General features: G+C 34.9%; 32 protein-coding genes and 1 riboswitch. Of the genes, 23 read left to right on the forward strand and 9 right to left on the reverse strand.

Annotated elements, in window-relative coordinates; all coding sequences use genetic code 11:
* Window positions 1-19: 19 nt before the first annotated feature.
* From SM124_RS05725 to SM124_RS05745, 5 genes are all read right to left on the reverse strand, one after another.
* Window positions 20-343, reverse strand: coding sequence for a ferritin family protein (locus SM124_RS05725; protein WP_322445546.1), 324 nt, complete (start codon window positions 341-343; stop codon window positions 20-22).
* The gene (locus SM124_RS05730) at window positions 321-527 is read right to left on the reverse strand and encodes a hypothetical protein (RefSeq protein WP_322445547.1); all 207 of its coding nucleotides are present in this window, start codon (window positions 525-527) and stop codon (window positions 321-323) included. The genes SM124_RS05725 and SM124_RS05730 overlap by 23 nt, the downstream gene beginning before the upstream one ends.
* Before the next feature lie 20 nt (window positions 528-547).
* Window positions 548-1258, reverse strand: coding sequence for a DUF421 domain-containing protein (locus SM124_RS05735; RefSeq protein ID WP_322445929.1), 711 nt, complete (start codon window positions 1256-1258; stop codon window positions 548-550).
* 115 nt (window positions 1259-1373) lie between these two features.
* Complete coding sequence (locus SM124_RS05740) at window positions 1374-2897, reverse strand: NCS2 family permease (protein ID WP_322445548.1); 1524 nt, start codon at window positions 2895-2897, stop codon at window positions 1374-1376.
* A 21-nt stretch (window positions 2898-2918) separates the two neighbouring features.
* Window positions 2919-3509: a xanthine phosphoribosyltransferase gene (locus tag SM124_RS05745; RefSeq protein ID WP_322445549.1), complete on the reverse strand. Its 591-nt coding sequence runs from the start codon at window positions 3507-3509 to the stop codon at window positions 2919-2921.
* Window positions 3510-3639: 130 nt separating this feature from the next.
* Window positions 3640-3741: riboswitch (purine riboswitch) on the reverse strand.
* Between the two features lie 218 nt (window positions 3742-3959).
* Between SM124_RS05745 and SM124_RS05750 the strand changes: the two genes are divergently transcribed.
* The 9 genes from SM124_RS05750 (at window position 3960) to SM124_RS05790 (ending at window position 12742) form a co-directional block, all read left to right on the forward strand.
* Window positions 3960-4349, forward strand: coding sequence for a VOC family protein (locus SM124_RS05750; protein ID WP_322445550.1), 390 nt, complete (start codon window positions 3960-3962; stop codon window positions 4347-4349).
* A gap of 62 nt (window positions 4350-4411) precedes the next feature.
* Window positions 4412-4831, forward strand: a complete 420-nt coding sequence (locus SM124_RS05755; RefSeq protein WP_322445551.1) for a thiol-disulfide oxidoreductase DCC family protein — start codon at window positions 4412-4414, stop codon at window positions 4829-4831.
* A gap of 287 nt (window positions 4832-5118) precedes the next feature.
* Entirely contained in the window at window positions 5119-7182 is a 2064-nt protein-coding gene (locus tag SM124_RS05760; RefSeq protein ID WP_322445552.1) for a methyl-accepting chemotaxis protein, read from the forward strand.
* Window positions 7183-7270: 88 nt separating this feature from the next.
* Entirely contained in the window at window positions 7271-7759 is a 489-nt protein-coding gene (locus SM124_RS05765; protein ID WP_322445553.1) for a GNAT family N-acetyltransferase, read from the forward strand.
* 91 nt (window positions 7760-7850) lie between these two features.
* Window positions 7851-8753: a helix-turn-helix transcriptional regulator gene (locus SM124_RS05770; RefSeq protein ID WP_322445554.1), complete on the forward strand. Its 903-nt coding sequence runs from the start codon at window positions 7851-7853 to the stop codon at window positions 8751-8753.
* 66 nt (window positions 8754-8819) lie between these two features.
* Window positions 8820-9824 carry a hypothetical protein gene (locus tag SM124_RS05775; RefSeq protein ID WP_322445555.1) on the forward strand — a complete coding sequence of 335 codons (1005 nt, stop codon included), beginning with the start codon at window positions 8820-8822 and terminating at the stop codon, window positions 9822-9824.
* Between the two features lie 13 nt (window positions 9825-9837).
* The gene (locus SM124_RS05780; protein WP_322445556.1) at window positions 9838-10758 is read left to right on the forward strand and encodes a GNAT family N-acetyltransferase; all 921 of its coding nucleotides are present in this window, start codon (window positions 9838-9840) and stop codon (window positions 10756-10758) included.
* A gap of 281 nt (window positions 10759-11039) precedes the next feature.
* On the forward strand, window positions 11040-11624 hold the full coding sequence (locus tag SM124_RS05785; RefSeq protein ID WP_322445557.1) for a histidine phosphatase family protein: 585 nt from the start codon (window positions 11040-11042) through the stop codon (window positions 11622-11624).
* Window positions 11625-11626: 2 nt separating this feature from the next.
* Window positions 11627-12742 (forward strand): acyltransferase family protein, encoded by a 1116-nt coding sequence (locus SM124_RS05790; protein WP_322445558.1) that lies wholly within the window; start codon window positions 11627-11629, stop codon window positions 12740-12742.
* Window positions 12743-12782: 40 nt separating this feature from the next.
* On the opposite strand, the gene SM124_RS05795 is transcribed toward SM124_RS05790, so the two are convergent.
* From SM124_RS05795 to SM124_RS05805, 3 genes are all read right to left on the reverse strand, one after another.
* The gene (locus SM124_RS05795; RefSeq protein WP_322445559.1) at window positions 12783-13004 is read right to left on the reverse strand and encodes a hypothetical protein; all 222 of its coding nucleotides are present in this window, start codon (window positions 13002-13004) and stop codon (window positions 12783-12785) included.
* A 102-nt stretch (window positions 13005-13106) separates the two neighbouring features.
* Entirely contained in the window at window positions 13107-14078 is a 972-nt protein-coding gene (locus SM124_RS05800) for a Gfo/Idh/MocA family protein (RefSeq protein ID WP_322445560.1), read from the reverse strand.
* Window positions 14075-14641: a DJ-1/PfpI family protein gene (locus SM124_RS05805; RefSeq protein WP_322445561.1), complete on the reverse strand. Its 567-nt coding sequence runs from the start codon at window positions 14639-14641 to the stop codon at window positions 14075-14077. Before SM124_RS05805 ends, SM124_RS05800 begins: the two co-directional genes overlap by 4 nt.
* 309 nt (window positions 14642-14950) lie before the next feature.
* Between SM124_RS05805 and SM124_RS05810 the strand changes: the two genes are divergently transcribed.
* From SM124_RS05810 to SM124_RS05825, 4 genes are all read left to right on the forward strand, one after another.
* Entirely contained in the window at window positions 14951-16483 is a 1533-nt protein-coding gene (locus SM124_RS05810; protein WP_322445562.1) for a carboxypeptidase M32, read from the forward strand.
* A gap of 97 nt (window positions 16484-16580) precedes the next feature.
* Window positions 16581-16865, forward strand: a complete 285-nt coding sequence (locus SM124_RS05815) for a hypothetical protein (protein ID WP_322445563.1) — start codon at window positions 16581-16583, stop codon at window positions 16863-16865.
* A gap of 79 nt (window positions 16866-16944) precedes the next feature.
* The gene (locus SM124_RS05820) at window positions 16945-17382 is read left to right on the forward strand and encodes a VOC family protein (protein ID WP_322445564.1); all 438 of its coding nucleotides are present in this window, start codon (window positions 16945-16947) and stop codon (window positions 17380-17382) included.
* A gap of 54 nt (window positions 17383-17436) precedes the next feature.
* Window positions 17437-17907, forward strand: a complete 471-nt coding sequence (locus tag SM124_RS05825) for a DinB family protein (protein WP_322445565.1) — start codon at window positions 17437-17439, stop codon at window positions 17905-17907.
* Window positions 17908-17984: 77 nt separating this feature from the next.
* Here the strand turns inward: SM124_RS05825 and SM124_RS05830 are convergent, their stop codons facing one another.
* Window positions 17985-19664 (reverse strand): CoA-disulfide reductase, encoded by a 1680-nt coding sequence (locus SM124_RS05830; RefSeq protein WP_322445930.1) that lies wholly within the window; start codon window positions 19662-19664, stop codon window positions 17985-17987.
* Window positions 19665-20090: 426 nt separating this feature from the next.
* Between SM124_RS05830 and SM124_RS05835 the strand changes: the two genes are divergently transcribed.
* The 10 genes from SM124_RS05835 to SM124_RS05880 all read left to right on the forward strand — a co-directional run bounded on the left by SM124_RS05835 (window position 20091) and on the right by SM124_RS05880 (window position 25359).
* Window positions 20091-20657, forward strand: a complete 567-nt coding sequence (locus SM124_RS05835; protein ID WP_322445566.1) for a class I SAM-dependent methyltransferase — start codon at window positions 20091-20093, stop codon at window positions 20655-20657.
* 185 nt (window positions 20658-20842) lie between these two features.
* Window positions 20843-21220, forward strand: a complete 378-nt coding sequence (locus SM124_RS05840; protein WP_322445567.1) for a rhodanese-like domain-containing protein — start codon at window positions 20843-20845, stop codon at window positions 21218-21220.
* Entirely contained in the window at window positions 21207-21467 is a 261-nt protein-coding gene (locus tag SM124_RS05845; protein WP_322445568.1) for a metal-sensitive transcriptional regulator, read from the forward strand. Before SM124_RS05840 ends, SM124_RS05845 begins: the two co-directional genes overlap by 14 nt.
* Before the next feature lie 151 nt (window positions 21468-21618).
* Window positions 21619-21846, forward strand: coding sequence for a sulfurtransferase TusA family protein (locus tag SM124_RS05850; RefSeq protein ID WP_322445569.1), 228 nt, complete (start codon window positions 21619-21621; stop codon window positions 21844-21846).
* A gap of 64 nt (window positions 21847-21910) precedes the next feature.
* Complete coding sequence (locus SM124_RS05855) at window positions 21911-22390, forward strand: DsrE/DsrF/DrsH-like family protein (RefSeq protein WP_322445570.1); 480 nt, start codon at window positions 21911-21913, stop codon at window positions 22388-22390.
* Between the two features lie 34 nt (window positions 22391-22424).
* A complete protein-coding gene (locus SM124_RS05860; protein ID WP_322445571.1) occupies window positions 22425-22784 on the forward strand; it encodes a rhodanese-like domain-containing protein in 360 nt (119 codons plus the stop codon).
* A 27-nt stretch (window positions 22785-22811) separates the two neighbouring features.
* On the forward strand, window positions 22812-23108 hold the full coding sequence (locus SM124_RS05865) for a rhodanese-like domain-containing protein (protein WP_322445572.1): 297 nt from the start codon (window positions 22812-22814) through the stop codon (window positions 23106-23108).
* An 81-nt stretch (window positions 23109-23189) separates the two neighbouring features.
* The gene (locus SM124_RS05870) at window positions 23190-23753 is read left to right on the forward strand and encodes a sulfurtransferase TusA family protein (protein ID WP_322445573.1); all 564 of its coding nucleotides are present in this window, start codon (window positions 23190-23192) and stop codon (window positions 23751-23753) included.
* Window positions 23754-23792: 39 nt separating this feature from the next.
* A complete protein-coding gene (locus SM124_RS05875; protein WP_322445574.1) occupies window positions 23793-24920 on the forward strand; it encodes an MBL fold metallo-hydrolase in 1128 nt (375 codons plus the stop codon).
* 208 nt (window positions 24921-25128) lie between these two features.
* Entirely contained in the window at window positions 25129-25359 is a 231-nt protein-coding gene (locus SM124_RS05880; protein ID WP_322445575.1) for a sulfurtransferase TusA family protein, read from the forward strand.
* Window positions 25360-25365: the final 6 nt, after the last annotated feature.

Here is a 25365-nt window from a genome sequence, read left to right on the forward strand (position 1 = left end):
AAAGAGGTAATTTCACCTCTTATTTATGGATGTACCATTCATTTTCAAGGAGCTTTAAATGGTCTTTTGAATTGCTAAGAATCCGTTTGAATGTTTTCGTGACATCTTCAGGGAAATGATGGTGGGTAAGTAGTATTTCATACATTCTTATGTTTTCTTTTTCTCCTTGAACTAATACCATCAAGGCAACTCTTTCTGTTAAAGGAGGCTTTAAATATGATTTTGTTATATTTACAGGTGCTTGTATATGGTATTTGTCGCCTAAGGAAAGTATAGCTGATAGGTGCATTTGTCCAGCTTCTTTTAATGAATAGAATAGCTCATGAGACAATAGTATATTCATATCTAGCTTGCATAATGTATTCATCTTGAATGGCGTATAATAGAGCTTCTTTTAAGGAAATAGAGGAGTCTAAAAGAGCAGCTTTTGCCCCGAAAGGAAAAGTTACTTGCATTTCTCCATAAACCTTACCATTATATAAAAGCAAGAATGATACTAGAAGGATGTAGAAAAATAACTTGTCCACTAATGCACCTACCTAACTTATTATTCTTTATCGATAGGAGATAAAATATGATCATTAAAAGTATCTACGTATAAGACACCATTTCCGGCTAAAACAGCATAGGCTACATCGTTTAACAAAACACTTTTTTTATTTAACTCTGATTTTAACCACTTTAGTGATAATTGATTCTCTTCCAAATTCCTCTCTACAATTTTACCATCCATAATTAGTTCAATGGGTAAACGGGATTCTGCAACCACTTGCATGTGTAAATCTTGAATGACAGGTGTTCTATACTGGGGTTTCTTTAATACGGTAAGTGTTCCATTTGCTTCTAAAATGGCAAATAGTACTTCGTGAATATTAAAAATGTCCTTTTCCTGTAATTGTTGATTTAGATAGTCAAAGGTATACCTCATTTTCCTCATATTGTTTTCAAGTATTTTTCCGTTTTCAATTACGATGGTTGGGTCTCCTGCTAAAAATTTTCTAGCCTTTCGACTTTTCATTGATAGGAACGCACTAGAATATATAATTATAACGAATATAGTAAAAGCCAGAGCTAAATGGTGAATTTTTACGGAAGTGTTGAAGGTTAAATTAGCTACAATTGAACCTAACGAAATGGTTGCAATAAAATCAAAATTGGTCATTTTAGAAATCGTTTGTTTTCCTAAGAATTTTGCACTAATAAATAACAAACTAAAAGCAATTATTGATCTTAAAATAATTTGAAGATGTTCATCCATTTTCACCTTACATCCTTTCTCTAGTTATATCATTTACATAAAATGGGTTTTAATTCAAGGATGGTTAAACGAAAAAATACCTCACTTGTTAAAGTGAGGTACTGATATTGGGCTATTACGAAGCCAGTTTTTTGTTCGAGGTTATTGATTCATTTACCTTTGCAATGCTAGAACGTTGTTGATAAGCACAGTAGGTGAAGAACACAGAAACTAACACATAAGCAATTGCATAGTCAGGTGCAGCATTGATTGTTAGTTGTGGTGCATGCATAAATCCTACGAAGGATAAGAGGGCACCGATTAGAGAGAAGATTGCAGCTTTAATGAAATTTTTATCAATAATGCAGACGGTTAAAGCACCTAAAATAATGGCGGTAAACATAGCTCCTTGACCTAAAGGAACAATTCCGCTCGAAATATTTGCTACCGCTTCACCTGCAGGTTTGTTGAATCGAGTCATAATATAGTTTGCAAAGTATGGCAGCATAGCAATGGCAACAGCAGGATAGTACTTTGTTTCATTTGATTGGAATGCTGATGCAACCATTGAAATCCCAACGAACACCAGGATTGGAGCAACAGCAGTCAATGGTATTATAGCTGAGAAAGCGGCAATGATACCTGTCATCGCGGCAATTCCAAACACAATGGCATTTAAAATACTGTAACCTCGGCCAGCACCCATCCATTTAGATCCCACCGTTGCAATATATACAGTAGTAGGGAATAATCCACCGAAAATCGCGCCTAACATTGTCCCGACACCGTCAACGGCTTGGCATTCGCGAACATCATAAGAATCACCAGCAGCAGCCATAGCGTCAACGTTATTCATGGTTTCGATAGCATTGTATAGAGTAATCGGTAAAATAACAGCAAGTAAGCCAATTAGTGCACCAAATAAGTATGACATCCCTTCAAATGCAGCTAGACTTGGTAAGATTGGATAAAAGCCTACATTTGCCAATCCTTCTGAAATTTTTTCAGGAGATTGATAGCCTAATGAAAATGCTAGAATGGTACCAACAATTACTGCGAAAAGTGAAGTAGGAATCTTAAATGGCATAGATATTTTTCCAACAACACCAACAATAATAATCGCTAAGGAAACAAGACCAACTACTGGAACAGAGAAGGTATTAAATAACATTTCTCCCGCGATAAAAGTTAAAGCAACTCCAGCAAGAGCTCCGAGCATTGCAGCACGAGGCAGTCGATCGCGTACCCAGTTCCCAGTTAAACTAACAAAAGCTTCTACTAATCCACTCAAAAATGCTGCAGCAACAGCGATTTTCCATGCAAGTTCTGGGTCACCTGTAAGTGAATTTGCCGGTGCTAATACTCCAAATAAAAACACAAACATAACAGGTGTACTAATTCCGTATGAAAGGGCAGTTACATCTGCACGACCTTCTTTTTGTGCCAAACGGTTGGCCATGAAAGCATAGTAAAGGTTCCCGAACATAACAGCAACAGCTGCTCCCGGAATTACTTTTCCGAATACAATACTAGCGGGAAATCCCATTCCAAGCATTGAAACAGCGATAATAACAAAGTTAGCTAAATTATTTTGGAACAAGGCAAAGAATGCATCTGTATCTTCCTTCTTATACCAAGGATAGTTTACGGTCTTATTCATGTTGTTTCTCCTTTACAGAAATTATTTTATAAGTGCACTTTCTTCCAAAAAACTTACTTTTCCATTATGTAAGGATTGAATTCGGGCAAGTGATTCTACACGATAACCTGCTTCTTCTAACTTCATTCGACCTTCTTGGAATGATTTTTCAATGACAATTCCAATTCCCGAAACTTTTGCACCTGCTTGTTCAACAATATTAGCTAATCCAAGTGCTGCCTGACCGTTTGCTAAAAAGTCATCGATAATTAATACACGATCTCCGTATGATAAAAAGCTTTTTGATACGGAAATTTCGTTCGTTACTTCTTTTGTAAAAGAATAAACCATACTAGAATACACATCTTCATTCATCGTTATAGATTTTCTTTTTCGAGCAAATACGAGGGGAACACTTAAATCCTGTGCTGCCATAAAACTTGGAGCAATTCCCGAAGATTCCAAAGTTAATACTTTAGTAATTTGGTTTGATTTAAATTTGTCTGCAAATTCCTTACCGATTGCAATCATGAGATTGGTATCAATCTGATGGTTTAAAAAATGATCAACCTTTAATACACCTTCACTAATAACAGAGCCTTTCTCCATGATTGCTTGTTTTAAAAGTTCCATGTGTTTTCCTCCTGAGTAGTAATTAGAGTACAAAAAACCCGAATATAGGCACCTCTTAACTAAAAGTGATGCCTTAACATTCGGGTTTAGATAGATTTTATCTAAGATTTGTGCCGGTAAAAGGAGGCACTAATGTTAGTGTATCACTCGTAGTCAAGTTATTAACGGTAACCTGGTAGAGACTCGTGGGCCATATTCCCACTATTATACGAGTAGTTATTGAATTGTTTGTGTATGGTAGTGATTATAAATGATAATTTTGAATATGTGAACCCTTTTGATTAAAAAAACGAATAAAGTTTTAAAAAACACGATAATTGTTCGTGAATTATACTTATAGATTATAATGGGTTATGTTAAACTCATTTGAAAAAGTTGTAAGAATTTCCTATTAGCAATAAAATTTTATTATAGTAAGTGTTTGTCAATTTTAATGGAGGTGCATGTTATATGGTTAGGGAATGGAAACCAGGGATCAATCATATGGAATTTTGGGTTTCAAGTTTTGAGAAATCTCTACCATTCTATGAAGGGTTATTTTCACTTATTGGATGGAAGAAGCTAAATGACATGGCTTATAGTACAGGAACAATAGAAATATATTTTAAAGAAGTTAATGTTAATAGGCAAAGGACTGTAGGACCAAGGCATATATGCTTTCAAGCCGTTGACAGGAAGACGGTTGACCTTGTGTCCTCCTACTTAAAGGAAAATGAAATAGAAATCATCAGAGGTCCGATACAGCGGGATGAATATTCGGAAGGGTATTATACAGTTGATTTTTATGACCTAGATGGCTATGTTTTAGAAGTGGCTTATACCCCTAATATGGTTCTATAGTGGGAAATATATGATGAAAAGAAAGTAATATTCCATAATGAATACGAAACGGAGTGGTAACGTTGGAAGAGAAGTATACAATTATTTTATTTGATGGTGTATGTAATTTCTGTCATTCCTCCGTGAATTTTATTATTCGCCGTGATTCCATGAGAAGATTTAAATTTGCCTCTTTGCAGTCAAGTGTAGGTCAAGATTATTTGTCACGTTTTCCAGTTCCAGTAGGGATCGATTCTGTTATTTTAATTGAAGAAGGCAAGTGTTATACAGAATCAACTGCTGCTCTAAAAATTAGTAAGCATTTGGATGGGGTTTACAGCTTGCTGTATATATTGATTCTTATACCTAAGCCTATTAGAGATTTTTGCTACAGATGGTTTGCAAAGAGAAGATACAAATACTTTGGCGTTCAGAACACTTGTATGATTCCTAAAAAAGAAGATAGAGAACGTTTTATTCTTGATAATGATGAAACTAGATAACGTATAAATATCAATCAATTTTTCTTTTAGAGGAAAATTGATTTTTCTTTTAAACGACCTTATTAGTCTAATAGAAGAGGCTTCTAGTATTTATAAAATTTTAATAATTTTGGTTTTTTAGGAAAATAGTTTCCTCTAATAAGATGTTTCTTGCTATAATTAGGTATATAGTAATAATTATTCATACTTAAGTATTTTTTTGTAAATAGAATAGAAGTTTTCTTCTATGAAGTCTATTTAAACTAAGTTTAATTATCGATAGAATTGGGTGTGGAGGAGAAAGCTTGATGATTAAGAAGATAGGGACAAAAATTATTCTATCAATCTTTATTTGTTCGATTTTAACAGCAGCCATTGTGGGTGGAGTAGGGCTTTATTTTAGTCATAGTGAGGTCGAGAAAGAGTCCACAGATAAGCTTTTGTATATGACAAAAAAATATGCCGGTGATTTAAACTTACTTATGAAGGATACAGCAAGTAAAGTAGATGGTCTGTCTATGGCTGCTTCAAGTTTAATTAAAAGTGAGAGTTTAAGTGATAAGAAATATTTAGAAAGCCTTCAAAATGAGCTTGGGACCACGGTTAAATATTTCAGTGAAGAGGCAGCAGGGACCATTGGCGGATACATATATTTAGATGTACATAAATTTAACGGTGTATATGGTTCTTGGTATGTTGATGAAACGGGAGAAGGGAACTATGTTAGTCAAGAACTAGGCTATGTAGAAGAATTCACAAAGTCAGATGAATCTTATGATTGGTATTTTGATACGCTAGAAAAGAATACAGGTCTATGGAGTGCACCGTATACGGATGAAGACCTAGGTGCATACGTTATCTCTTATACTAGACCGTTAATTAAGAATGGGGAAACCATTGGTGTAGTGGGAATGGATATTAGATTTGATCAAATCAAGGAAATGGTTGAGGGAATCAAAGTCTATGAAACTGGACATGCCTTCTTGATAAATGAAAGTCACCAGTTCTTAGTTCATCCTAAGTTTAAAGAAAATGAGGACCTAAATAAATTTGGTAAAGAGACTGCTAAAACCGTATCAGAGCAAATGGAAAAAGCAGATGCGGGAATTGTAGATTATAAGAATAAGGGTAAAAATGAAATACTAGGTTATGAAAAACTAGCTAATGGATGGTTTTTATGTATTGCCCCAGTTCAGGAAGAAATTAATGCTGGGTTAGATCAACTAAAAACATGGTTCTTTTTCATAACAGTGGGTTCTACTATTCTTGTATTCTTGATAGGAAGTTTGATTGCTAGAACGATTTCAAAACCAATTACTATCGTTTCTAAAGCAATGGCTGAAGTGGCTTCGGGAGATTTAAAGCAAGACGTACCGATAACGACAAAGGACGAAATTGGGGTATTGTCTAAGTCATTTAATGAAATGTCTCATAATTTAAGAGAATTAGTTTCTCATGTAATTGATTCAGCTGAGAAAATTTCATCTTCATCCAATGAGCTTAACCAAAGTACCGAACAAACGAGTATTTCCATAGAACAAGTTACAAGGTCAATTCAAGATATTGCTGAGGGATCTGATACTCAAATTTCCAGTATTAAAATTGGCCATGATACACTACAGACGGTTAATGATATCTTGAACGGAGTTTCAGCACAATCTGACGAGGTAACTAAAGTTTCGGTAAAAACACACCATATGGCACTCGCAGGAAATGTGGAGGTTTCCAAAGCAATTACGCAAATTAATACCATCCACACTAATATTGATCAATTAAGTCATATTATTTCTGATTTAGATAACAAATCGAAGAATATTGATTCCATTCTGTCTGTTATTGAGGATATTTCAAATCAGACCAACCTTCTTGCTTTAAATGCTTCCATTGAAGCAGCACGAGCAGGGGAACATGGTAAAGGATTTGCTGTAGTTGCTGAAGAAGTAAGAAAGCTAGCGGAACAATCGAGTAAATCGTCAAAGGAAATTGGACTTTATATACAGTCCATTCAAGGAGATATTGAAAAAGTGGTTCATGCTATAGATGAAAGCATGGGCGAAGCAAACAATGGTATTAAAGTGATTAATGAAGTAGGTCAAACTTTTAACAACATTCAATCCTCCGTAAATGGAGTAACAAATCAGGTTCAAGAAGTAACCAATATGGTGAAAAAACTAAACGAAAGCTCAGATTTAACGAATGCCATTGACCAAATTGGAATGATTGCTAGTAAAAATGCAGGTGAAACACAAATGGTATCTGCCGCAGCTGAAGAGCAACTGGCATTAATGGAAGAAGTGTCAGCAGCTTCAAATTCACTTTCTGATATGGCAGCATATTTACATGCGTTGACGAAAAAATTTAATATAAAGTGATTTTTCAAATGGAAGCATAATATCGTGCTTCCATTTTCTACAGTATTATTGGATAATGATTCGTGAATTGATTAAAGGTGGTTGTTACATGCGAAAAGATATACAAATAAGGATCGGGACTGATATGGATCTTCCATTTCTATCAGATATGCTTTATGAAGCCATTTATATACCAGAAGGTGAGCCAAGACCTTCTCGAGAAATAGTAAATGACTCCAATATGGCAAAGTATATACAGGATTGGGGCAGAGAGGGAGATATAGCCCTTATAGCAACCGAACATAACAAAGCTGTTGGTGCTATTTGGGTTAGACTATTTACCGATGATTATAAAACTTACGGATACGTTGACTCTCAAACTCCAATTATTAGTATGGCTGTTTCATCCGCGTATAGAGGGTTAGGTGTAGGGAATACGTTGTTAATAGAGCTTAAGAAATTGGTAAAAGAAAAAGGCTATCACGCACTATCATTAAGTGTAGACCCTAACAATCCAGCTCTCCGTTTATATGAAAGACACGGTTTCGTTAAAGTAGGTGTTGATGGAACTTCTTGGGATATGAAAGTAACTTTATAAGTTTATGAATCTACCAAATCCCCTTTACTTGAGGGGATTTTTTTAGGATAAAATAAGTTTATTCAATTTATTAAAGGCTCGGTGGGATTGAATGAGTAATTTACATAGACTTCAGTGGTTTGACCAAGAAATAAGAATGAATCGCTTTCCTAATGCTAATGCGCTTGCAAACCAATTTGAGATTAGTTTGAGACAAGCACAAAGGGATGTTGAATATTTGAGAAACTCATTGAACGCCCCTTTAGCTTACGATGCTAAGAATAGAGGATATGGATATGAAGACCCAGCTTTTACACTTCCTAACGTATACATAACAGAAGAGGAGAAGCGGTTATTAAAATACCTTGCTTATCGATATAAAGAATTTAGTAAAACCGATAAAATGAACCGTTTGGCTCAATTGTTTAATAGGATTGGGAGTGATGAAATAGAGGAGCTAGAGGGCATCACTGTGCCTCATTTCTCCGTAGATTTTAGGTCAAGTAATCTTTACTATGAACTGAAAAAATCGATGAAAATGAAAAGAAAAGTGAAAATCACTTTTCAACAAGGAATGTTCGGTATTCTAGCTTCTATAGCCCATGTTTATTACATTTATCGTAAGCATGAAGTAGATTATATTGACGTGTTTCTTGAAGAAAAAGATGGGTTAGATACCATTCGTTTTGAGTCGGTGATTGAATATGAAGTTTTAAATGAAACTTTTGAGATTCAACCACAACTAATCAAACAACCTTATGAGATGAAAATTAAAAAGCAGCCTTTTTTGGCTGAGGTAAAAGGCAATTCTCTTTTTGAAGAAGAATTAGATTCTTTTTTTAGCTTTGAGAAAAATGAAGACCATTATAAAATCGAATATAACGATGAAGAGGAATTGCTTCAACTTTTAATGAAATCAATGAATTGGGAAAAGGTTTTATCGCCGAATTGGCTTAAAAATAAGTTATACCAAAGATTACAAAACATAATGGAAAAATTAAATATGGAAAAATAACTGGTATGACATTCTTTGTCATACCAGTTATTTTATACTTGGGATATACCAAGATATGGAGGAAATATGAGCGCAATCACTATACCAAATATTCATGTAACAAAGAATTCCAATTCCTTTACTGATTCTCTATATGCTATTTTATCTGCTAAAGGAGTTTATTCAGATGAAAAGTTTATGCTCTCTGCTTTGACAGGGATGGCATTTAAGTTTGTTATTCACAAAAGAATAATACCTAGTTCAATAGATATGATGTCATGGGAAGTGGATACGAAACTAGCGATTGAGAGAATAGGTTTTTATAACGAAAATTATTGTGGTTTTACAAATGACCCAACGTTTCCTTTATATCAGAGAGCAGCAATAGAGAAAATCAAGAGGTCGATTGATAAAGGAACAGCAATATTAACTCGTTCCCCAAAAACGATTCAATTTGGTGTAATCTACGGCTATGATGACGTGGATGGAATCTTTTATTGTCAGGATCGTTCCCATGAAGGTGAAATGATTCCTCTTTTATATCAAAACTTCGGAATTCTGGATACCGCTTGTTGGTACTATGCGATTATTGGTGACCATGTCCAAATGAATAAAAGAAATTTGTTTATAGAAGCGATGATTTTGGCAGTAGACGAGTGGGAAACTTTATATCCTTGCTACCCACAGACGAATAAAGAGTACGCTTCAGGGAGGCTAGCTTATCAATATTTGATTGATGCATTAAAAAAAGAGGACTTTCACACGTTTGGTGCTTTTCATTGTTTAAAAACTTACTGTAAATCCCAACAAGAGAGAGCATTATTTTTTAAAGAAGTTAGTAACGAATTCTCGGAAGTAGAAAGAGTATATGAGATTTATCAGAAAGTGGCTGAACTCTATCAATTGGTAGAACAAGAGCTAAAAGCGACATATGAAGAAACAGTTTTTAACTCCAAATTAACTCGCAATCTAGTAGGGATCGTTGAGGAAGCGCTCGTGCTAGAAGAACAAGCAATGGATTTTATTAAAAGGTGTAATGAAGAAATCTTACATAATCGCTTTATCAATTATTATGATGTAAATGGACAATAAAGGAGATAACAAAATGGACTTTTTAATTAGAGATTATCGTGAAACAGACCATAATGAAGTAGTAGAATTATATAAAGCCATTAAAAGTAAATACAAGGATATTATTTTTTGGTGGCCAGGGCCTATACAGTTTGCACCGTTTACACAGAGTGTTTTTGTAAATGAACGAATGGTTGCTAAAGGACAAGTTCAACCTATTACTATTATTAAGGAAGATGGTGATCCATCTAGTCATCATGAAATCTATGTGAATATGAAGATTCATCCTGACTATGAGGAAAACCAAGAAATAAGAGATTCACTATATGAAATTCTGTACGAGAAAGCGTTAAAGATTAAGGGGAATTTACCAGAGAGCTTTCAAACGAAACTTTGTGCGGGGAATTATGCCATTGAAGTAGCGGACAATCAATTTTTAATGGGAAAAGGCTTTGAAGAAAAAGGAAGTCTTTATTGGATGGTAAGGGATTTAACGGAGATGATTGAGCCGGTTGAAAACAACGATGAAGAGATAGAGATTAAAGAGTGGAAAATCGAAACAGAAGAAGAGATTCAATACTATTTAAAAATGGAAAAAAAGATTTGGCCAGATCATCCTATTTCAAAAGAGCGTTTATTAGAGTATAAATGTAACCCGAATTGGACTTGTTTTGCCGCCTTTGTAGAAGGTGAACTCGTGGCTAGTGTGATGGCTTGGCAAGAGAGTGATACTTTAGGTGAAATAGAGGACCTATTTGTTAGTCCTGACTATCGGAATAGAGGGCTTGCTAGAGTATTATTCACGAAAGCAATGGAGCATCTGAGTAGACTGGAATTAAAAGAGGCAGACCTTTGCGTGTTAGTAGACAATGATAAGGCAATTAATCTCTATCGATCAGTTGGTTTCCAAGTTGCTAAGGAAGAGAAGAGGTTTAAGAAAGACTTAATTTTTTAATTGGCTGAATGATTTTAGGAGCCATTTTTGGTTGATATTAAGTTAATAAACTGAGATTCTGTTTGGATGAAGGAGCTGACTTGTTGGTTGGCTTCTTTTTTAAATTTCATTTACTTATTGGAAAACTGTTAACTTTGGATATTAAATATGCTATTTTAGTGAGAAAAATTTTCTGTTCAGCTAGTAAACTATTAAGTTTGGATAATGTTAAGTGACTTTACAAATCAAGCTATAGAGAATTACTATGGAACTATATGCCAAAATTGTGAGGAGATAGTTTAATGACTAAAATAGGGATTATTAGACATGGGCGTACGGAATGGAACAAGGAAGGTAGAGCCCAAGGAAGTTCAGATATTCCTCTAAATGAGGATGGTTTATTTGAGGCAAGACGTCTAGCTAAACGTTTGAGTGGAGAGAATTGGAATGTGATTTATTCTAGTAATCTTCTTAGAGCGAAGCAAACGGCTGACATAATAGGGGAAAAGCTGGGCCAACTTGACGTACGATTAGATTCTAGAATTCGTGAAGTTGGTGGAGGACTGATAGAAGGTACGACGGAAGAAGAGAGACTTACTAAATGGGGAAGTGCTTGGAGGGATTTAGATTTAGGGAGGGAAAAAAGAGAGAGTGTGATTGACAGAGGACTTTCCTTTTTAGAAGAAATTGTAAAAGAACATGAAAATGAAAATGTCCTGATTGTGACACATGGTTCATTTATTTATCATTTATTGGATGAAATCGTACCAGAGTTGATTAGAGAAGAAAAGCCAAAGAATACTTCTGTTACGAAACTCCTTAAGAAGGATGATGGTTGGGGGACAGAAATCTATAATTGTACCCTTCATCTAGAAATAGAGGGATGATGATGAACAGACAATACGACATGGATTGGATTCGAGTTCTAGCAACCATGGCTGTCTTTCTTTATCACATATCCATGTTTTTTAATCCATTTCCTTGGCACGTGAAAAATAATGATGTTAGTTCAACAGGAGTTCTCATTTTTACCTTATTTAATGGTGCATGGATTATGCCGATTTTTTTCGTTGTTTCAGGAATTAGTGTTTTTTATGCCCTGGAACGGAGGAAGGGAGGAGAGTTCTTAAAAGAAAGGTTTATTCGTTTAGGAATTCCCTTGTTGCTAGGAGTGTTTATTCTATCTCCACCGCAAGTGTTTATTGAGAGATTAACAAATAACCAGTTTAGCGGATCACTTTTTGAATTCTTTCCACACTATTTCGATGGACTTTATTTAGATATTGGAGGAGTAGGGAACTTTGCTTTTGTTGGATTGCATTTATGGTATTGTTTAGTCTTACTTGTATTTTCTCTTCTAACTTTTCCATTATTTAAGAACGTGAGAGGCCACAATGTTTCTTTCCGAACCATTCACTTTGTTCTACTGCCTTTAGGGTTATTTGTCATTAGCCTCGTCGATACGGTTAATCTAGGTGGCTGGGACTTACATTTTTATTTAGTTCTCTTTTTATATGGATATTATTATTTCTCTAAAAAAGAGTTTAAGAAAGCAGTTAAAGTTACTTTTCCCCTCCATTTAATAACGGCAATAGTGACTTCCATTGTTTACATTGTCTTGTTTATTGAATTTCACCCGCAAACATGGATAAGTGAAGTAATATTTGATTTTGTAAGGGTGGTTAATTGCTGGAGTTGGTTGCTAAGCATCTTTAATCTAGCTGATAAATATTTGTCATTTACAAATGTAAAATTAAAATATGCTGGAGAAGCTTCCATGCCGTTCTACATCATTCATCAGCCAGTTATCGTTCTATTAGGTTATTCTATTTATGATTTATCATGGTCGATCCCAGTTAAAGTCATATTCTTGACTGTCTTGTCCTTCCTTACAATCATGTTCATCTTTCATTTTATTATTAGACCGAATAACGTTTTAAGATTGTTATTTGGGATAAAGAGTAAAAAAGTCAATATGAATAGTGAGATTAAACAACAAATGTAGATACTGCAGAACCCCTTCAGTTTTAGAAGGGGTTCTATCATCATCCGATCTTTGTATCATTATGATGCTCAATTTTCATTTGTTCAAGTTCCAATTTCAACTTTTCTGTTTCTAATAAGAAGTTTTCTTGCTTTAGTTTTTCTAATTTTAATTCTTCTTGAATGAATTGGCCTTTGAGTTTAGTCTGTTTTTGAAGGTGACTTGTTACAATAGCGATAATGGGAATGGAAAAGACCATTATTATGGTTATAGTTCCTGTCATGAAATCCCTCCTAGTTTTTAAGATGCAGTTTCATAATTTTTCCTGTTAAGTATATTATAACGTATCTATAGAAAAAAGACTGCTAGGCAGCAGCCTTTAACGTTATTTTATTAATTCTAGTTTAGGGTTTCTAAGATTCTCAAGTACTTCTTGTACTTCATAGCCGGATTCAAAAGTGTATAGTTCATGTGGTTTGCCTTCTATTGCTGCTACAAATTCATTAAGTAATTCATTCCAGAAGTGGATGTTTTCTAATGGTACGTCTAGGAATTCTTCTCCTAATTTACCTGCCTTTAATATCATTAAATCAATTAATGACAGAGTTCCCTCTGTTCCATATGCCGTTAATGAAAGTTTCTGTTCTTCTGTGCCAGCTGTTCCACTAATTCCTTTGATTAAAACAGGAACATTTTGTACCTTCATTTGTGCAATCATTCCTGTTTCAGGTAAGCTTGAATCTTCAGGAAATTCTAGTTTACTTTCTACATCTGTAATGGAACCAAAGAATCGATTAATAAGTTGAATAAAGTGTCCAGTAACTTCAAAAACAAATCCACCTTGTTCCCTTGTATTGATCCATGAATTTTGTTGCCAATGTCTTGGCCAAACAGGGAATTCCATATTAACTTCTACACGTCTCAGCTTTCCTATGAATCCTTCCTGTAAAAGCTCTTCGAATTTTCGAGTACTAGCTACATAGTTTAATGGAAAGTTCATTGAATGAATGAGACCTGTTTTACTGACTTCATCCAACATTTCTTTTGCATCCTCTAATGAGTTGGCTAATGGCTTTTCACAAAGGATATGTTTCCCTGCTTTAATCGCATCCATTGTAATGGGATGATGCCATTTTGGCGGAACAGCTATGTAAACCATATCTACATCTGATTTCTCTAATAGGTCTTTATAAGAGGTATATCCTTCAATGTCAAATTGTTCAACCGTTTTGTTTAGAATAACCTCGTTTGTATCACATACAGAAATTAATTCAAATTTAGGATGTTGATCAAAAACTTCAACCATCCCATGTCCTAATGATCCAATTCCGATGATTCCTGCTTTAATTTTACTCATTGTAAAATAAACTCCTTTTTCGTGCTAAAGAACTGAGTCCAGTGCTCTAAATGACTTTCGCTTGTTAAATTTAATTTTTTACAAATGGCTACTGAGAATTCAACGTATGCGGTTCCTTTTGCCGTAACGATGTGGTCATCAATGACAACCGTTGTATTATGGAATGTACCCCCATCAAAGGCATTAAAAAGCTCAAGGTCCTCGGTGACGCTTGTTGTAAAAGTTCTTTCGTTTAGGATACCAGCATCAGCCAGCACAAGTGGTCCATAACAAATAGAAGCAATTAATTTTTGTCTATTATTTAATTCTCTTAAAAAGGTACGTAGACGTTCATTACCTACAATTGATTCAGCATCTCCTCCAGCAACAATGAAGGCTTCCACTTCAGTTGGATTTAGATCATCTAGGCGTTTTTGTGCCTTAACAATAAACCCTTCCACACTTTTAATTTCCTCGTTTTGTAAAGAGACTGTTACAATTTCATGTTCTCTAGACTTTATCCAACCAATTAGATCCACTTCAAAATGTGCGTAATTATCATAAATCAATATATGTACTTTCATTTTTTACTCTCTCCTTTAACAATCTATAAATTAATCATAAAAGTATAACTGTAATAGTAAAAGTACCAATTTTGTTTAAGTTTTACTGTACCACTTAATCGTTTAATTTTATTTAAGGTTTACTAGCTAAACTCTCAAAGGCTACCAGATTACTTAAAGTCCATATTCTTAAAGTCCTTCGTAAAAGTTCCCTGCAAAAATATTAAAAAATCAGAAAAATAAAAATTGATACTCAATAAAAAATGTGGTTAAATTAAAACAAACTACATAGTCGTTTTAATTATTTTTGACTATTCAGGGGGCTTACATATGACAAATCAAGCAGTAGATCAATCAATTGAAAAAGCTTTAGCTAGCTTTAAGGAATTGGATGAGAAAATAACTCATTTATCTAGTATCGCAGCCCTTATTGGCTGGGACCAAAAAGTGATTGCACCTAAAAAGGGAAGAAGTACATTTGCAAATGCATCAGGTACTTTAAGCACTGAAATTTTCAAGTTGTCTGTTTCTAGTGAAATGGGAGGGCTTTTAGACATTTTATCTACACCTGAAGCAGCTGCACAGTTAGATGATATTAGCAAAGCACAAGTTCGTGAGCATAAAGAAAATTACGATCGCTCAAAGAAAATACCTACTGATCTTTATAAGGAGTATGCGGTGCTAACTGCTCAAGCGAATGACGTTTGGGAAGCAGCTAGAGCGAATAATGACTTTGGCTCATATCAGCCTTTCCTTGAGAAGATTGTTGAATTCAAAAGAAAAGTGGCTGAAATTTATGGCTATGAAAAGCATCCCTATGACGCATTATTAAATGAATTTGAACCAGGATTAACAGTCGAAAAATTAGATCCGTTATTTGCAAAATTAAGAGAGTCAAGTGTGGCTTTACTAAAGAGAATTCAAGCATCACCTAACCAGCCGCTTGTTTCTATTTTTGAGCAAAATTACAATGTTGAAAAACAACGTGAATTTAATAAATATATCCTACCAATTATCGGTTTTGACACAGAGGGTGGAAGATTAGATGAAACGGCTCACCCATTTGCTCAAACCATTAATACTGGTGATGTTCGTTTAACCACTCGTTATTTAGAGGATAATGTTAGATCCGCTATTTTTGGAACGATTCACGAGGCAGGTCATGGTATTTATGAGCAAAATATTGATGAGAAGTATGAAGGAACAGTTCTTCAAAGTGGTTCTTCTTTCGGAGTTCACGAGTCTCAATCACGTTTCTTAGAAAACATGGTGGCTCGTAGTGAAAGCTTCTGGAAATATTTCTATACTACCCTTCAAACTTACTTCCCTGAGCAATTAAATGCTGTGAAGTTAGAAGATTTCTATCGTGCGGTTAATGCTGTTGAACCTTCATTGATTCGTGTAGAGGCAGATGAGCTAACATATAACCTTCATATTATGGTTCGTTATGAAATTGAGAAAGCATTAATTGGTGGTGAGATTGAAGTAAAAGATTTACCAGAAGTGTGGAACAAAAAGATGGAAGATTATTTAGGTATTACTCCTGAAACAGATAGCGTTGGGGTACTTCAGGATATCCATTGGTCATTCGGTGGCTTCGGTTACTTCCCGTCATACTCTTTAGGAAATCTGTATGCAGCTCAAATTTTAAATAAAATTCAACAGGACCTTCCTGATTTTTATGAAACGATTGAAAAAGGTGAGTTTGGTAAAATTCAAGGCTGGTTAAAAGATAAGATCCATCAACACGGGAAATTCCTTACTCCAAATGAATTAATCGTAAATGCTACAGGCGAAGAGTTAAATGCTCAATACTTAGTGGATTATTTAGAAGAAAAATATAGCAAGGTATATGGTCTATAATTTGAAAAAATCGTCCTGAATCCTTCAGGGCGATTTTTGTTTTTAGCGGATTAAGGGAAAACTACTTTGTATGAATCGTACAAGGAGTAAAAAGTAGATGCTGATATTATTATTAACCTTGCTGTTTGGAGCATTAATTATTGAAGGGATCAGAAAATACGTCCTGCGAATAAAGGATCCTGATATAGAAGATTTGTGGAATGAATTAAATGAGCGAGAATGGTACAGAGAGTTGCTAGAAAACCCACAAATAAAAAAATGGATTGAAATAGATAAGGAAAGTGGATTATTAAGCGACCCTTATTATGTAAGAAAAATCTTAGATAAGGAAGATCATAGACAAGGTTTTATAAAATACATAAGAGGTAAGATCAATATTTGATTATTTAGTTCATTTGTAGGAGGGTTTTTGTTGCTAAAGGAGAACTAATTAGTAACAAATAGGAAGCGAGGTATGGCAATTGTCTAATTTTTTATTTACAAGAGTGGGTCATAATTATATTCCTACAAATAATATTGATCAATCAATTGAATGGTACACGAAATACTTAGGTTTAAAGCTGGTAAGTAAATTTATGGACCGGGGTTCATATCTTGCCGTTTTACATTATCCTCATCAAAATGCAATAGCAACTTTGTTAATAGAAACGAGTGAACTAACTCCCCTTGAGATTAACCGAAATGGAGTAGCGTTTCCTATTACAGCCATTAACTGTGAAGATATTGAGTATACATATGAACAGATGCAAAATAGTGGGGTTAAAATAGAGGGAGAATTAACCACACTCGGAGATGAGGAAGCTAAATATTTTTATTTTAGAGATGATGTAGGGAATTTACTAGAAGCTACTTGGTCCATATGGGATCCAAAGGATGAAGTGAAAGAAACATTTAAATAAGTATTTTTATAATAAAAGCCTTAAATATAAAACTAATAGAGGTCGGTCAGCAGCATGCAAAAATTATTTGAGTATAATTGGAAAGTTAGAGAAGAATGGTTCGAATGGTGTAAACAAATCCCTCAAGAAGAGCTATTATTACAGCGTAGTGGGGGATTAGGTAATATACTACACACTTTACTTCACATAGTGGATGTTGAGTATAGTTGGATCAATGCGATACAAGGTAAACCTGATTTTGAATTGGATTTTGCAGAATTTAACACCGTTCAAAGTGTAAAAACCATTTCAGACCTATTACAAAAAGAGATAAGAACCTTTCTCCAAGCATGGTTAGAAGAAATGGATGAAGAGAAAGTGAAAGTTTCGTGGAGCGATAAGTTCTATGCAAAAGGGGAAATTTTACGACATGTAATAGCTCATGAAATTCACCATGTAGGGCAATTGTCTGTATGGTCAAGAGAGTTGTGCTTAAAACCTGTGTCAGCCAATTTAATTGGTAGAGAGTTGTATAGTGTTAGTTGATATAACACAAAAAAAGCCCTGGGCTAGATTATAGCTACAGGGTCTTTTTGTTAGACTTTTCTAAACAAAATGTTTTCTTAACCTTTACATCCAACAGCGTGAACTTTATTCCCTTTAAAAACAGAAGAATATGTTTTCCAACCACCGTCTACATTAATAGCGTTATAGCCATGGCCAAGTAAGATTTGAGTTCCTAAATATCCACGTAAACCAACTTGACAAGAAAGGTAAATGGGTTGGTCCTTTGGAAGTTCATCTAGACGGTTTCTTAGTTCATCTAGTGGGATATTGATAGAGCCAGGAATAAAACCATTGTCTCTTTCTTTAGGTTCACGTACGTCAATTAATAACCCGCCATCTTGAACAATTTGGTCAATCTCATGCCATTGAACCGTTTGGATATTAGCATCAATCATATTTGAGGCAACATATCCAGCCATATTGACAGGATCCTTGGCTGATGAAAATGGCGGAGCATAAGATAATTCTAGTTCTGTTAAATCGAATACCGTTAATTTTCCTTTTATAGCCGTTGCAATAACATCAATACGTTTATCGACACCATCTTTACCTACAGCTTGTGCCCCGTAAATCGCACCCGTTTGTTCGTCGAAAATTAGTTTAAGGGCGATAGGATGTGCACCTGGATAGTAGCTAGCATGTGAAGCCGGATGAATATGAACAACTTTGTAAGGAGTTCCAATCCTATTTAACACTTTTTCATTGTTCCCTGTTGTAGCTACAGTTAAATCAAATACTTTTGCAATAGACGTTCCGAGTGTACCCTTATACGTCTCTTTTTTACCATAAATATTGTTTGCTACGATTCGCCCTTGTCGATTGGCAGGACCAGCTAGCGGGATCATCGTTGCATGTCCATTGATATAGTCTCTCACTTCAATCGCGTCGCCAAGTGCATAAATGTTTTCATCACTTGTTTGCATAAATTCATTTACTTGAATTCCACCACGTTCTCCTACTGCAAGCCTTGCATTGTTCGCCAAATTATTTTCAGGAGTAACACCTATAGAAAGAATAATTAAATCAGTGTTAATTCTCTTTCCACTATTTAAAACAACGGTATTTCCTTGGTCTTCAAATGATTGGACTCCATCTTCTAAAATGAGTTGTGCACCTTTTTCTACTAAGTGATTATGAACGATAGATGCCATTTCATAATCAAGTGGAGCCATCACTTGGTTAGCCATTTCAACGATTGTCACTTTTACTCCGCGTTCAGCTAGGTTCTCAGCCATTTCAAGTCCGATAAACCCACCACCAATTACAACCGCTTCTTTAGGTTGTTGTTGATCAACAAATCCTTTAATTCTGTCCGTATCAGGAATGTTTCGTAGAGTAAAGATGTGGTTAGCCTCTCTTAAACCTGGAATGTTAGGAACAATTGGTTTGGCTCCAGGTGAAAGGATGAGTACATCATAGTTTTCTTCATAACTCTCTTCTGTTCTAAGATTCTTGACCATAATAGTCTTTTGTTCACGATTAATACTTGTTACTTCACTTAAGTTACGGATATCAAGATTAAATCGTTTACTCATACCTTCGACCGTTTGTACGAGTAATTTTTCACGTTGTTTAATCGATTCTCCGATATAGTAAGGAAGTCCACAGTTAGCAAAAGAGATGTGTTCTCCTCTTTCAAATAAGATAATGTTAGAGTGTTCGTCGATTCTTCTCAGTCTAGCAGCAGCTGTAGCTCCACCAGCAACTCCACCGATAATTAAAATTTTCTTTGTCATCATAATCTCTCCTTATATAGGTTAGTTTATTGAATTTTATCAATTGATGCATTCTAATCGTTACTTAAAGGCAAACTTAAGGTTAGATAAAAAATAAGCTTCTTTTTTTACAAACCTTAAAACTAAAGGAGTACTTTTTGGAGTACCAATACCCCTACCCCTATATTAAACGATATAGAAAAAAAATGAAGTAGTAAAATTTACAGAATTCGTAAGGAAATAAATGGAACTATTATCCGAACAATTCAGAGGCAAAAGAGTATGGCTGCTTCTTTCTGGAATTGCTAGTATATATATGATAAGACACGCCATACAAGGGTGGTGTCCACCTCTACCGATTATACGAAAATTAGGAGTTCGGACCTTATCTGAAATTAATAAAGAGAACAAGCTCTTCGAAAATTAATGGATTAGGAGTGATAAGAAGTGACTGGACACAGATTTAAACCTGAGAAGGCAGACAAGTTAATTGATCCTAAAAGAAAAGAACTGTTTACCCCCGAATCGGTTATTGAACTTTTAAATATAAAGGGGTCAGACTTGGTCGCGGACTTAGGAGCAGGAAACGGATATTTGACTTTACCAATAGCAAAAGAAACACAAGGTACAGTGTATGCTGTTGATATTGAACCGCAAATGTTAGATTTACTTAAAGAACGAGCTAATAATGAAGGGATTACAAACATTCAATATACAGTTAGTAATTTAGAAAACATTGATTTACCTGATGACAGTATAGATAAAGCGGTAGTTGCATTTGTACTTCATGAGGTATCTGATTTAAAGAAGGTACTCTCAGAATTCAAACGAATTTTAACAAGTGGATCAAAATTGCTTGTACTTGAGTGGGAGGCAATTGAAACTGAAATCGGACCACCACTTGAAGAAAGAATTCCATCTGATGGATTACATCAAATCTTTATGGAGAATGAATTAGTATCCCAGGTCATTGACGTTCATCAGGCGATATATGGGATTATTGTTGAATTTTAATGGTTTAAGAGAAGGTGTCAATTCGTTGATTCACCTTCTTTCTGCTTTTAAATTAAAGGCTGTTTTCGTAATGTTTTAGAAAAGAGCTAAATTAAAAAAATTGATTAAAATGGTTGACGACTATACCCATGTAGGTATATTATAAGCAAGTCGATAACAAATCGACTGACATCAGGAGGTTTAACATGATAGCGATTTTGACCATTCTAGTTAGTATAGTCGTATGGCTGCTCTATAAGAGATATGTTCCAGTAAGAGGTGTTCCATGCATCCAATCTTTTAATCATGATATAATAACGATTGTAGATGTAAGGGACTACAATGAATCCAGTAATAGTAACATTCCTGGAGCGATAAATATCCCGGTGGCTTACTTAGACAGATATTATAATGAAATAAATAATAAGAAAATATATATTGTTGCAGCTGATCATCTTGAGAAAAATGTTAGCATACGTTCTCTCAGAAAAAGAGGGTTCAGCGTGATGGGGTATACATTAACAGAATGTACTTGTTCCGATAAAAAATATTACGGAGGGGAGGATTATTATGGAGTACAATGATCAAATTAAAAATAGAGTGAAACGAATGGAAGGCCAGCTAAGAGGCATTCTGAAAATGATGGAAGAAAATAAAGATTGTAAAGAAGTAATTACACAATTGTCTGCAGTGCGTTCGGCAGTTGATCGTACAGTTGGAGTGATTGTTAGTTCTAACCTTGTTGAGTGTGTTCTTGAAGCTGAAAAGAAAGGCGAGAAAATGGACGATATCATCAAGGAAGCTGTTAATTTATTAGTAAAAAGTCGATAGGAGAGGGATGTGAAAAACGAACGAAGGATGTAGTTAATGACTCAAAGGAAGTTCGTTTTTCAAATTCAACTTTTAGTGTTGACAGAAGTTTTTTTATATATTAATATACCCATAGGGGTAACGGTAAATAAATTTTTAGGAGGAATACAAAATGAAAGCAGATAAAATTTTAGATGCAAAAGGTTTAGCATGTCCAATGCCGATCGTTAAAACTAAGAAAGCAATGAATGAAATAGAGTCAGGTCAAGTACTTGAAATTCATACAACAGATAAAGGTGCTAAAAATGATTTAACGGCATGGGCTAAATCTGGAGGTCACGAGCTATTAAATCATGAAGAAGAACAAGATGTATTTAAGTTTTGGATAAAAAAAGCTTAAATTTTTTTGAATTTTATATACCTGTAGGGGTAATGGTAATATACAACTTTGAGGAGGAAGACAAATGACTGAAAAGAAAAGAACAACGATCGTTTTATTTAGTGGGGATTATGATAAAGCAATGGCTGCTTATATTATTGCGAATGGTGCGGCAGCATACGATCATGAAGTAACTATTTTCCACACGTTCTGGGGTTTAAATGCTTTACGAAAAGATGAACATGTTCCAGTGAAGAAAACGTTTATGGAAAAAATGTTTGGAAAAATGATGCCAAGAGGCGCCGATAAAATGGGATTATCAAGAATGAATATGGGTGGTATTGGTCAAAAAATGATTAAGGACATTATGAAAAAACATAATGCTATGCCACTTCCTCAATTAATTGAGATGGCAAAAGAACAAGATATCAAATTAGTTGGATGCCAAATGACAGTTGACTTACTAGGATTAAAACACGAAGAACTATTAGATGGTGTTGAATTTGCTGGTGTAGCAGCTTACCTAGCTGACGCTGAAGAAGGAAATGTTAACTTATTTATTTAGTAGTTTATTAGATTTTACAAAGGTGGGCTAAATATTGGAAATTGTTAATTATCTATTAATTGGACTCTTTGCTTATTTGATGCTTCGTCAAATTTTGCCGACTAAAGGCGTTAAACAGATTACAACATCAGAATTAAAGAACAGTTTAAATGACCATACTAAGCAATATATCGATGTAAGAACAGTGGGTGAGTTTACTGGTCGAAATATTAAAGGGTTTAAAAACATTCCATTACATGAGCTTTCTAAACAAGCAAATACACTTTCGAAGGAAAAAGAAGTAGTCGTGATTTGTCAAAGTGGGATGCGTAGTAATAAAGCTTCTAAATTGTTGAAAAAATTAGGCTTTAAACAAGTGACGAATGTCAAAGGCGGCATGAGCGCCTGGGTATAATAACTTAATTTATAGGAGGAATGAAGCATGAGAGAAATTTCACCAAAAGAGGTTGAAACGTTATTAAAGAACGGTGAAAAACTAAATATCATTGATGTTCGAGAAGTAGATGAAGTGGAAGCAGGTAAGATTCCTGGTGCCGTAAATATTCCATTAGGTTTAGTAGAATTTCGCAAACAAGACTTAGATAAGTCAGTTGAATACGTAGTTGTATGCCGTTCAGGTGGTAGAAGTGGCCGTGCATGTCAGTTCCTTGAAAACCAAGGGTTCAATGTCATTAATATGACTGGTGGCATGTTAGCTTGGGAAGGCGAAGTGGAGTAAGCTAGGATTCTAGCTTACTAAGCACTTCTTGCAAATTTTTTTAAAATAAAATATACCCTATTAGGTATTTGGAGGTTTATGATGGAAAATATTAAAGCAAATGTGATGATTGATGCAAAAGGTTTAGCATGTCCGATGCCAATTGTGAAAACAAAAAAGGCGATGAACGTTTTAGGTGCAGGATTAGTGTTAGAAGTTCAAGCAACTGATAAAGGGTCAAAAGCAGATTTACAGGCTTGGGCAAAAAGTTCAGGTCATCAATATTTAGGAACGATTGAAGAAGGCGATGTTTTAAAGCATTATTTACGCAAATCATCTGGTGATGAAACGATTGAGAAAAAGCATCCTCATGTCATTCAAAACAGTGAATTAGAAGGTAAATTACAATCAGATAAGTTGGTTATTCTTGATGTGCGTGAATCAGCAGAATACGCATTTGGCCATATTCCAAACGCTGTTTCTATCCCACTTGGTGAATTGGAAGAGCGAATGGGTGAGTTGAGTCAAGATACGGAAGTTTATGTGGTTTGCCGTACTGGAAACCGAAGTGATTTAGCTGCACAAAAATTAGCGGAAAAAGGGTTTAAAGCGTTTAATGTTGTTCCAGGTATGAGTCAGTGGACTGGGAAGTTGAATGTTAGATAAAAAATTTTATGAATATAAATACCATAGGGGGTAAGAAAAATGACTGTTAAAGCCATGAATCCAAACGCAGTAACCAAAAAGGTGATTAATAAAGAACCTTTATTTATTTTAGATGTACGTAACGAAACGGATTTTAACGATTGGAAAATTGAAGGTGAGAACTTCACTTATTTAAACATTCCTTATTTTGATTTGCTTGATGGTGTGGAAGGAATTATGAATCAAATTCCTACCGACCGTGAAGTGTTAGTGGTATGTGCAAAAGAAGGTTCTTCGATTATGGTGGCAGAAATGTTGTCAGAGGAAGGATTAAATGTTTCATATCTAGCCGGTGGAATGAAAGCATGGAGTGAACATTTAGAGCCTGTTAAAGTGGGCGATTTAAAAGATGGCGGAGAGATCTATCAATTTGTTCGTATTGGTAAAGGTTGTTTATCGTATATGGTCGTATCAAACGGTGAAGCGGCGATTATCGATTCGACTCGTATGACGAAGGTGTATTTAGACTTTGCGAGTAAAATTGGTGCTAAGATTACACATGTTTTTGATACTCATTTACATGCTGATCACATTTCAGGTGGTCGAATGATTGCTGAAACGACGGGTGCGACTTACTGGCTACCTCCGAAAGATGCGGAAGAAGTAACATTTGCTTATGAGCCATTAGAAGGTGGAAATGTTGTGGCAATTGGAAATACAAGCATTGATATTCATGCCATTTATTCACCTGGTCACACAATCGGTTCAACTTCATTTGTAGTTGATGACAAATACTTGCTTTCAGGAGATATTTTATTCATTGATTCAATCGGACGTCCTGACTTAGCTGGTATGGCTGAGGATTGGGTAGCTGATTTAAGAGAAAGTCTTTACACTAGATACAAAAATTTATCTGAGGACTTAGTTGTTCTACCGGCTCACTTTATGATTATTGATGAGTTGAATGAAGACGGAAGTGTTGCAGAGAAATTAGGTACTCTTTTTGCTAAAAACCATGGTCTAAACATTGAGGATGAGAATGAATTCAGAAAGCTTGTAACGGAGAATCTTCCACCACAACCAAACGCATATCAAGAGATTAGGCAAACGAATATGGGGAAAATCACTCCTGATGAAGAACAACAACGTGAAATGGAGATTGGACCAAATCGTTGTGCAGTAAGATAAGGCTTTGGAGAATTAATAGTCGGGGTGGAGTTTTGCACCCCAGAAATGTAGTTTCGCAAGAATAAATGGATTTTCGCAAAATTATGGTTTTTTTCGCAAAATAAATTTAAAAATCGCAAAATAAATCAGATTTTCGCAAAAAAAAATCCAGTAATCGCAAAAATCCTAATTTTTAAACTATAATCATGTCAATTTAGGAGGAATTACAATGGAAGCAACAAAAGTATTAGATGCAAAAGGTTTAGCTTGTCCTATGCCAATCGTGAAAACGAAGAAAGCAATGAACGATCTTGAGGCTGGTCAAGTGTTAGAGATTCATACAACAGATAAAGGGGCTAAAAATGACCTAACTGCTTGGGCAAAGTCTGGTGGACTTGAACTTTTAAAACACGAAGAAGACCAAGATGTATTCAAATTTTGGATTAAAAAAGGCGAGTAATTAATC

This window comes from Robertmurraya mangrovi, assembly GCF_034427655.1.
GTDB lineage: Bacteria > Bacillota > Bacilli > Bacillales > Cytobacillaceae > Robertmurraya_A > Robertmurraya_A mangrovi.

What these genes read in the sequence shown, in the direction of transcription:
- SM124_RS05725 (WP_322445546.1), bottom strand. Translation starts at nt 343, where the DNA reads ATGAATATACTATTGTCTCATGAGCTATTCTATTCATTAAAAGAAGCT.
- SM124_RS05735 (WP_322445929.1), bottom strand. Translation starts at nt 1,258, where the DNA reads ATGGATGAACATCTTCAAATTATTTTAAGATCAATAATTGCTTTTAGT.
- SM124_RS05740 (WP_322445548.1), bottom strand. Translation starts at nt 2,897, where the DNA reads ATGAATAAGACCGTAAACTATCCTTGGTATAAGAAGGAAGATACAGAT.
- SM124_RS05745 (WP_322445549.1), bottom strand. Translation starts at nt 3,509, where the DNA reads ATGGAACTTTTAAAACAAGCAATCATGGAGAAAGGCTCTGTTATTAGT.
- SM124_RS05750 (WP_322445550.1), top strand. Translation starts at nt 3,960, where the DNA reads ATGGTTAGGGAATGGAAACCAGGGATCAATCATATGGAATTTTGGGTT.
- SM124_RS05760 (WP_322445552.1), top strand. Translation starts at nt 5,119, where the DNA reads ATGATTAAGAAGATAGGGACAAAAATTATTCTATCAATCTTTATTTGT.
- SM124_RS05765 (WP_322445553.1), top strand. Translation starts at nt 7,271, where the DNA reads ATGCGAAAAGATATACAAATAAGGATCGGGACTGATATGGATCTTCCA.
- SM124_RS05770 (WP_322445554.1), top strand. Translation starts at nt 7,851, where the DNA reads ATGAGTAATTTACATAGACTTCAGTGGTTTGACCAAGAAATAAGAATG.
- SM124_RS05775 (WP_322445555.1), top strand. Translation starts at nt 8,820, where the DNA reads ATGAGCGCAATCACTATACCAAATATTCATGTAACAAAGAATTCCAAT.
- SM124_RS05780 (WP_322445556.1), top strand. Translation starts at nt 9,838, where the DNA reads ATGGACTTTTTAATTAGAGATTATCGTGAAACAGACCATAATGAAGTA.
- SM124_RS05785 (WP_322445557.1), top strand. Translation starts at nt 11,040, where the DNA reads ATGACTAAAATAGGGATTATTAGACATGGGCGTACGGAATGGAACAAG.
- SM124_RS05790 (WP_322445558.1), top strand. Translation starts at nt 11,627, where the DNA reads ATGAACAGACAATACGACATGGATTGGATTCGAGTTCTAGCAACCATG.
- SM124_RS05795 (WP_322445559.1), bottom strand. Translation starts at nt 13,004, where the DNA reads ATGACAGGAACTATAACCATAATAATGGTCTTTTCCATTCCCATTATC.
- SM124_RS05800 (WP_322445560.1), bottom strand. Translation starts at nt 14,078, where the DNA reads ATGAGTAAAATTAAAGCAGGAATCATCGGAATTGGATCATTAGGACAT.
- SM124_RS05805 (WP_322445561.1), bottom strand. Translation starts at nt 14,641, where the DNA reads ATGAAAGTACATATATTGATTTATGATAATTACGCACATTTTGAAGTG.
- SM124_RS05810 (WP_322445562.1), top strand. Translation starts at nt 14,951, where the DNA reads ATGACAAATCAAGCAGTAGATCAATCAATTGAAAAAGCTTTAGCTAGC.
- SM124_RS05815 (WP_322445563.1), top strand. Translation starts at nt 16,581, where the DNA reads ATGCTGATATTATTATTAACCTTGCTGTTTGGAGCATTAATTATTGAA.
- SM124_RS05825 (WP_322445565.1), top strand. Translation starts at nt 17,437, where the DNA reads ATGCAAAAATTATTTGAGTATAATTGGAAAGTTAGAGAAGAATGGTTC.
- SM124_RS05830 (WP_322445930.1), bottom strand. Translation starts at nt 19,664, where the DNA reads ATGACAAAGAAAATTTTAATTATCGGTGGAGTTGCTGGTGGAGCTACA.
- SM124_RS05840 (WP_322445567.1), top strand. Translation starts at nt 20,843, where the DNA reads ATGATAGCGATTTTGACCATTCTAGTTAGTATAGTCGTATGGCTGCTC.
- SM124_RS05845 (WP_322445568.1), top strand. Translation starts at nt 21,207, where the DNA reads ATGGAGTACAATGATCAAATTAAAAATAGAGTGAAACGAATGGAAGGC.
- SM124_RS05850 (WP_322445569.1), top strand. Translation starts at nt 21,619, where the DNA reads ATGAAAGCAGATAAAATTTTAGATGCAAAAGGTTTAGCATGTCCAATG.
- SM124_RS05855 (WP_322445570.1), top strand. Translation starts at nt 21,911, where the DNA reads ATGACTGAAAAGAAAAGAACAACGATCGTTTTATTTAGTGGGGATTAT.
- SM124_RS05865 (WP_322445572.1), top strand. Translation starts at nt 22,812, where the DNA reads ATGAGAGAAATTTCACCAAAAGAGGTTGAAACGTTATTAAAGAACGGT.
- SM124_RS05870 (WP_322445573.1), top strand. Translation starts at nt 23,190, where the DNA reads ATGGAAAATATTAAAGCAAATGTGATGATTGATGCAAAAGGTTTAGCA.
- SM124_RS05875 (WP_322445574.1), top strand. Translation starts at nt 23,793, where the DNA reads ATGACTGTTAAAGCCATGAATCCAAACGCAGTAACCAAAAAGGTGATT.
- SM124_RS05880 (WP_322445575.1), top strand. Translation starts at nt 25,129, where the DNA reads ATGGAAGCAACAAAAGTATTAGATGCAAAAGGTTTAGCTTGTCCTATG.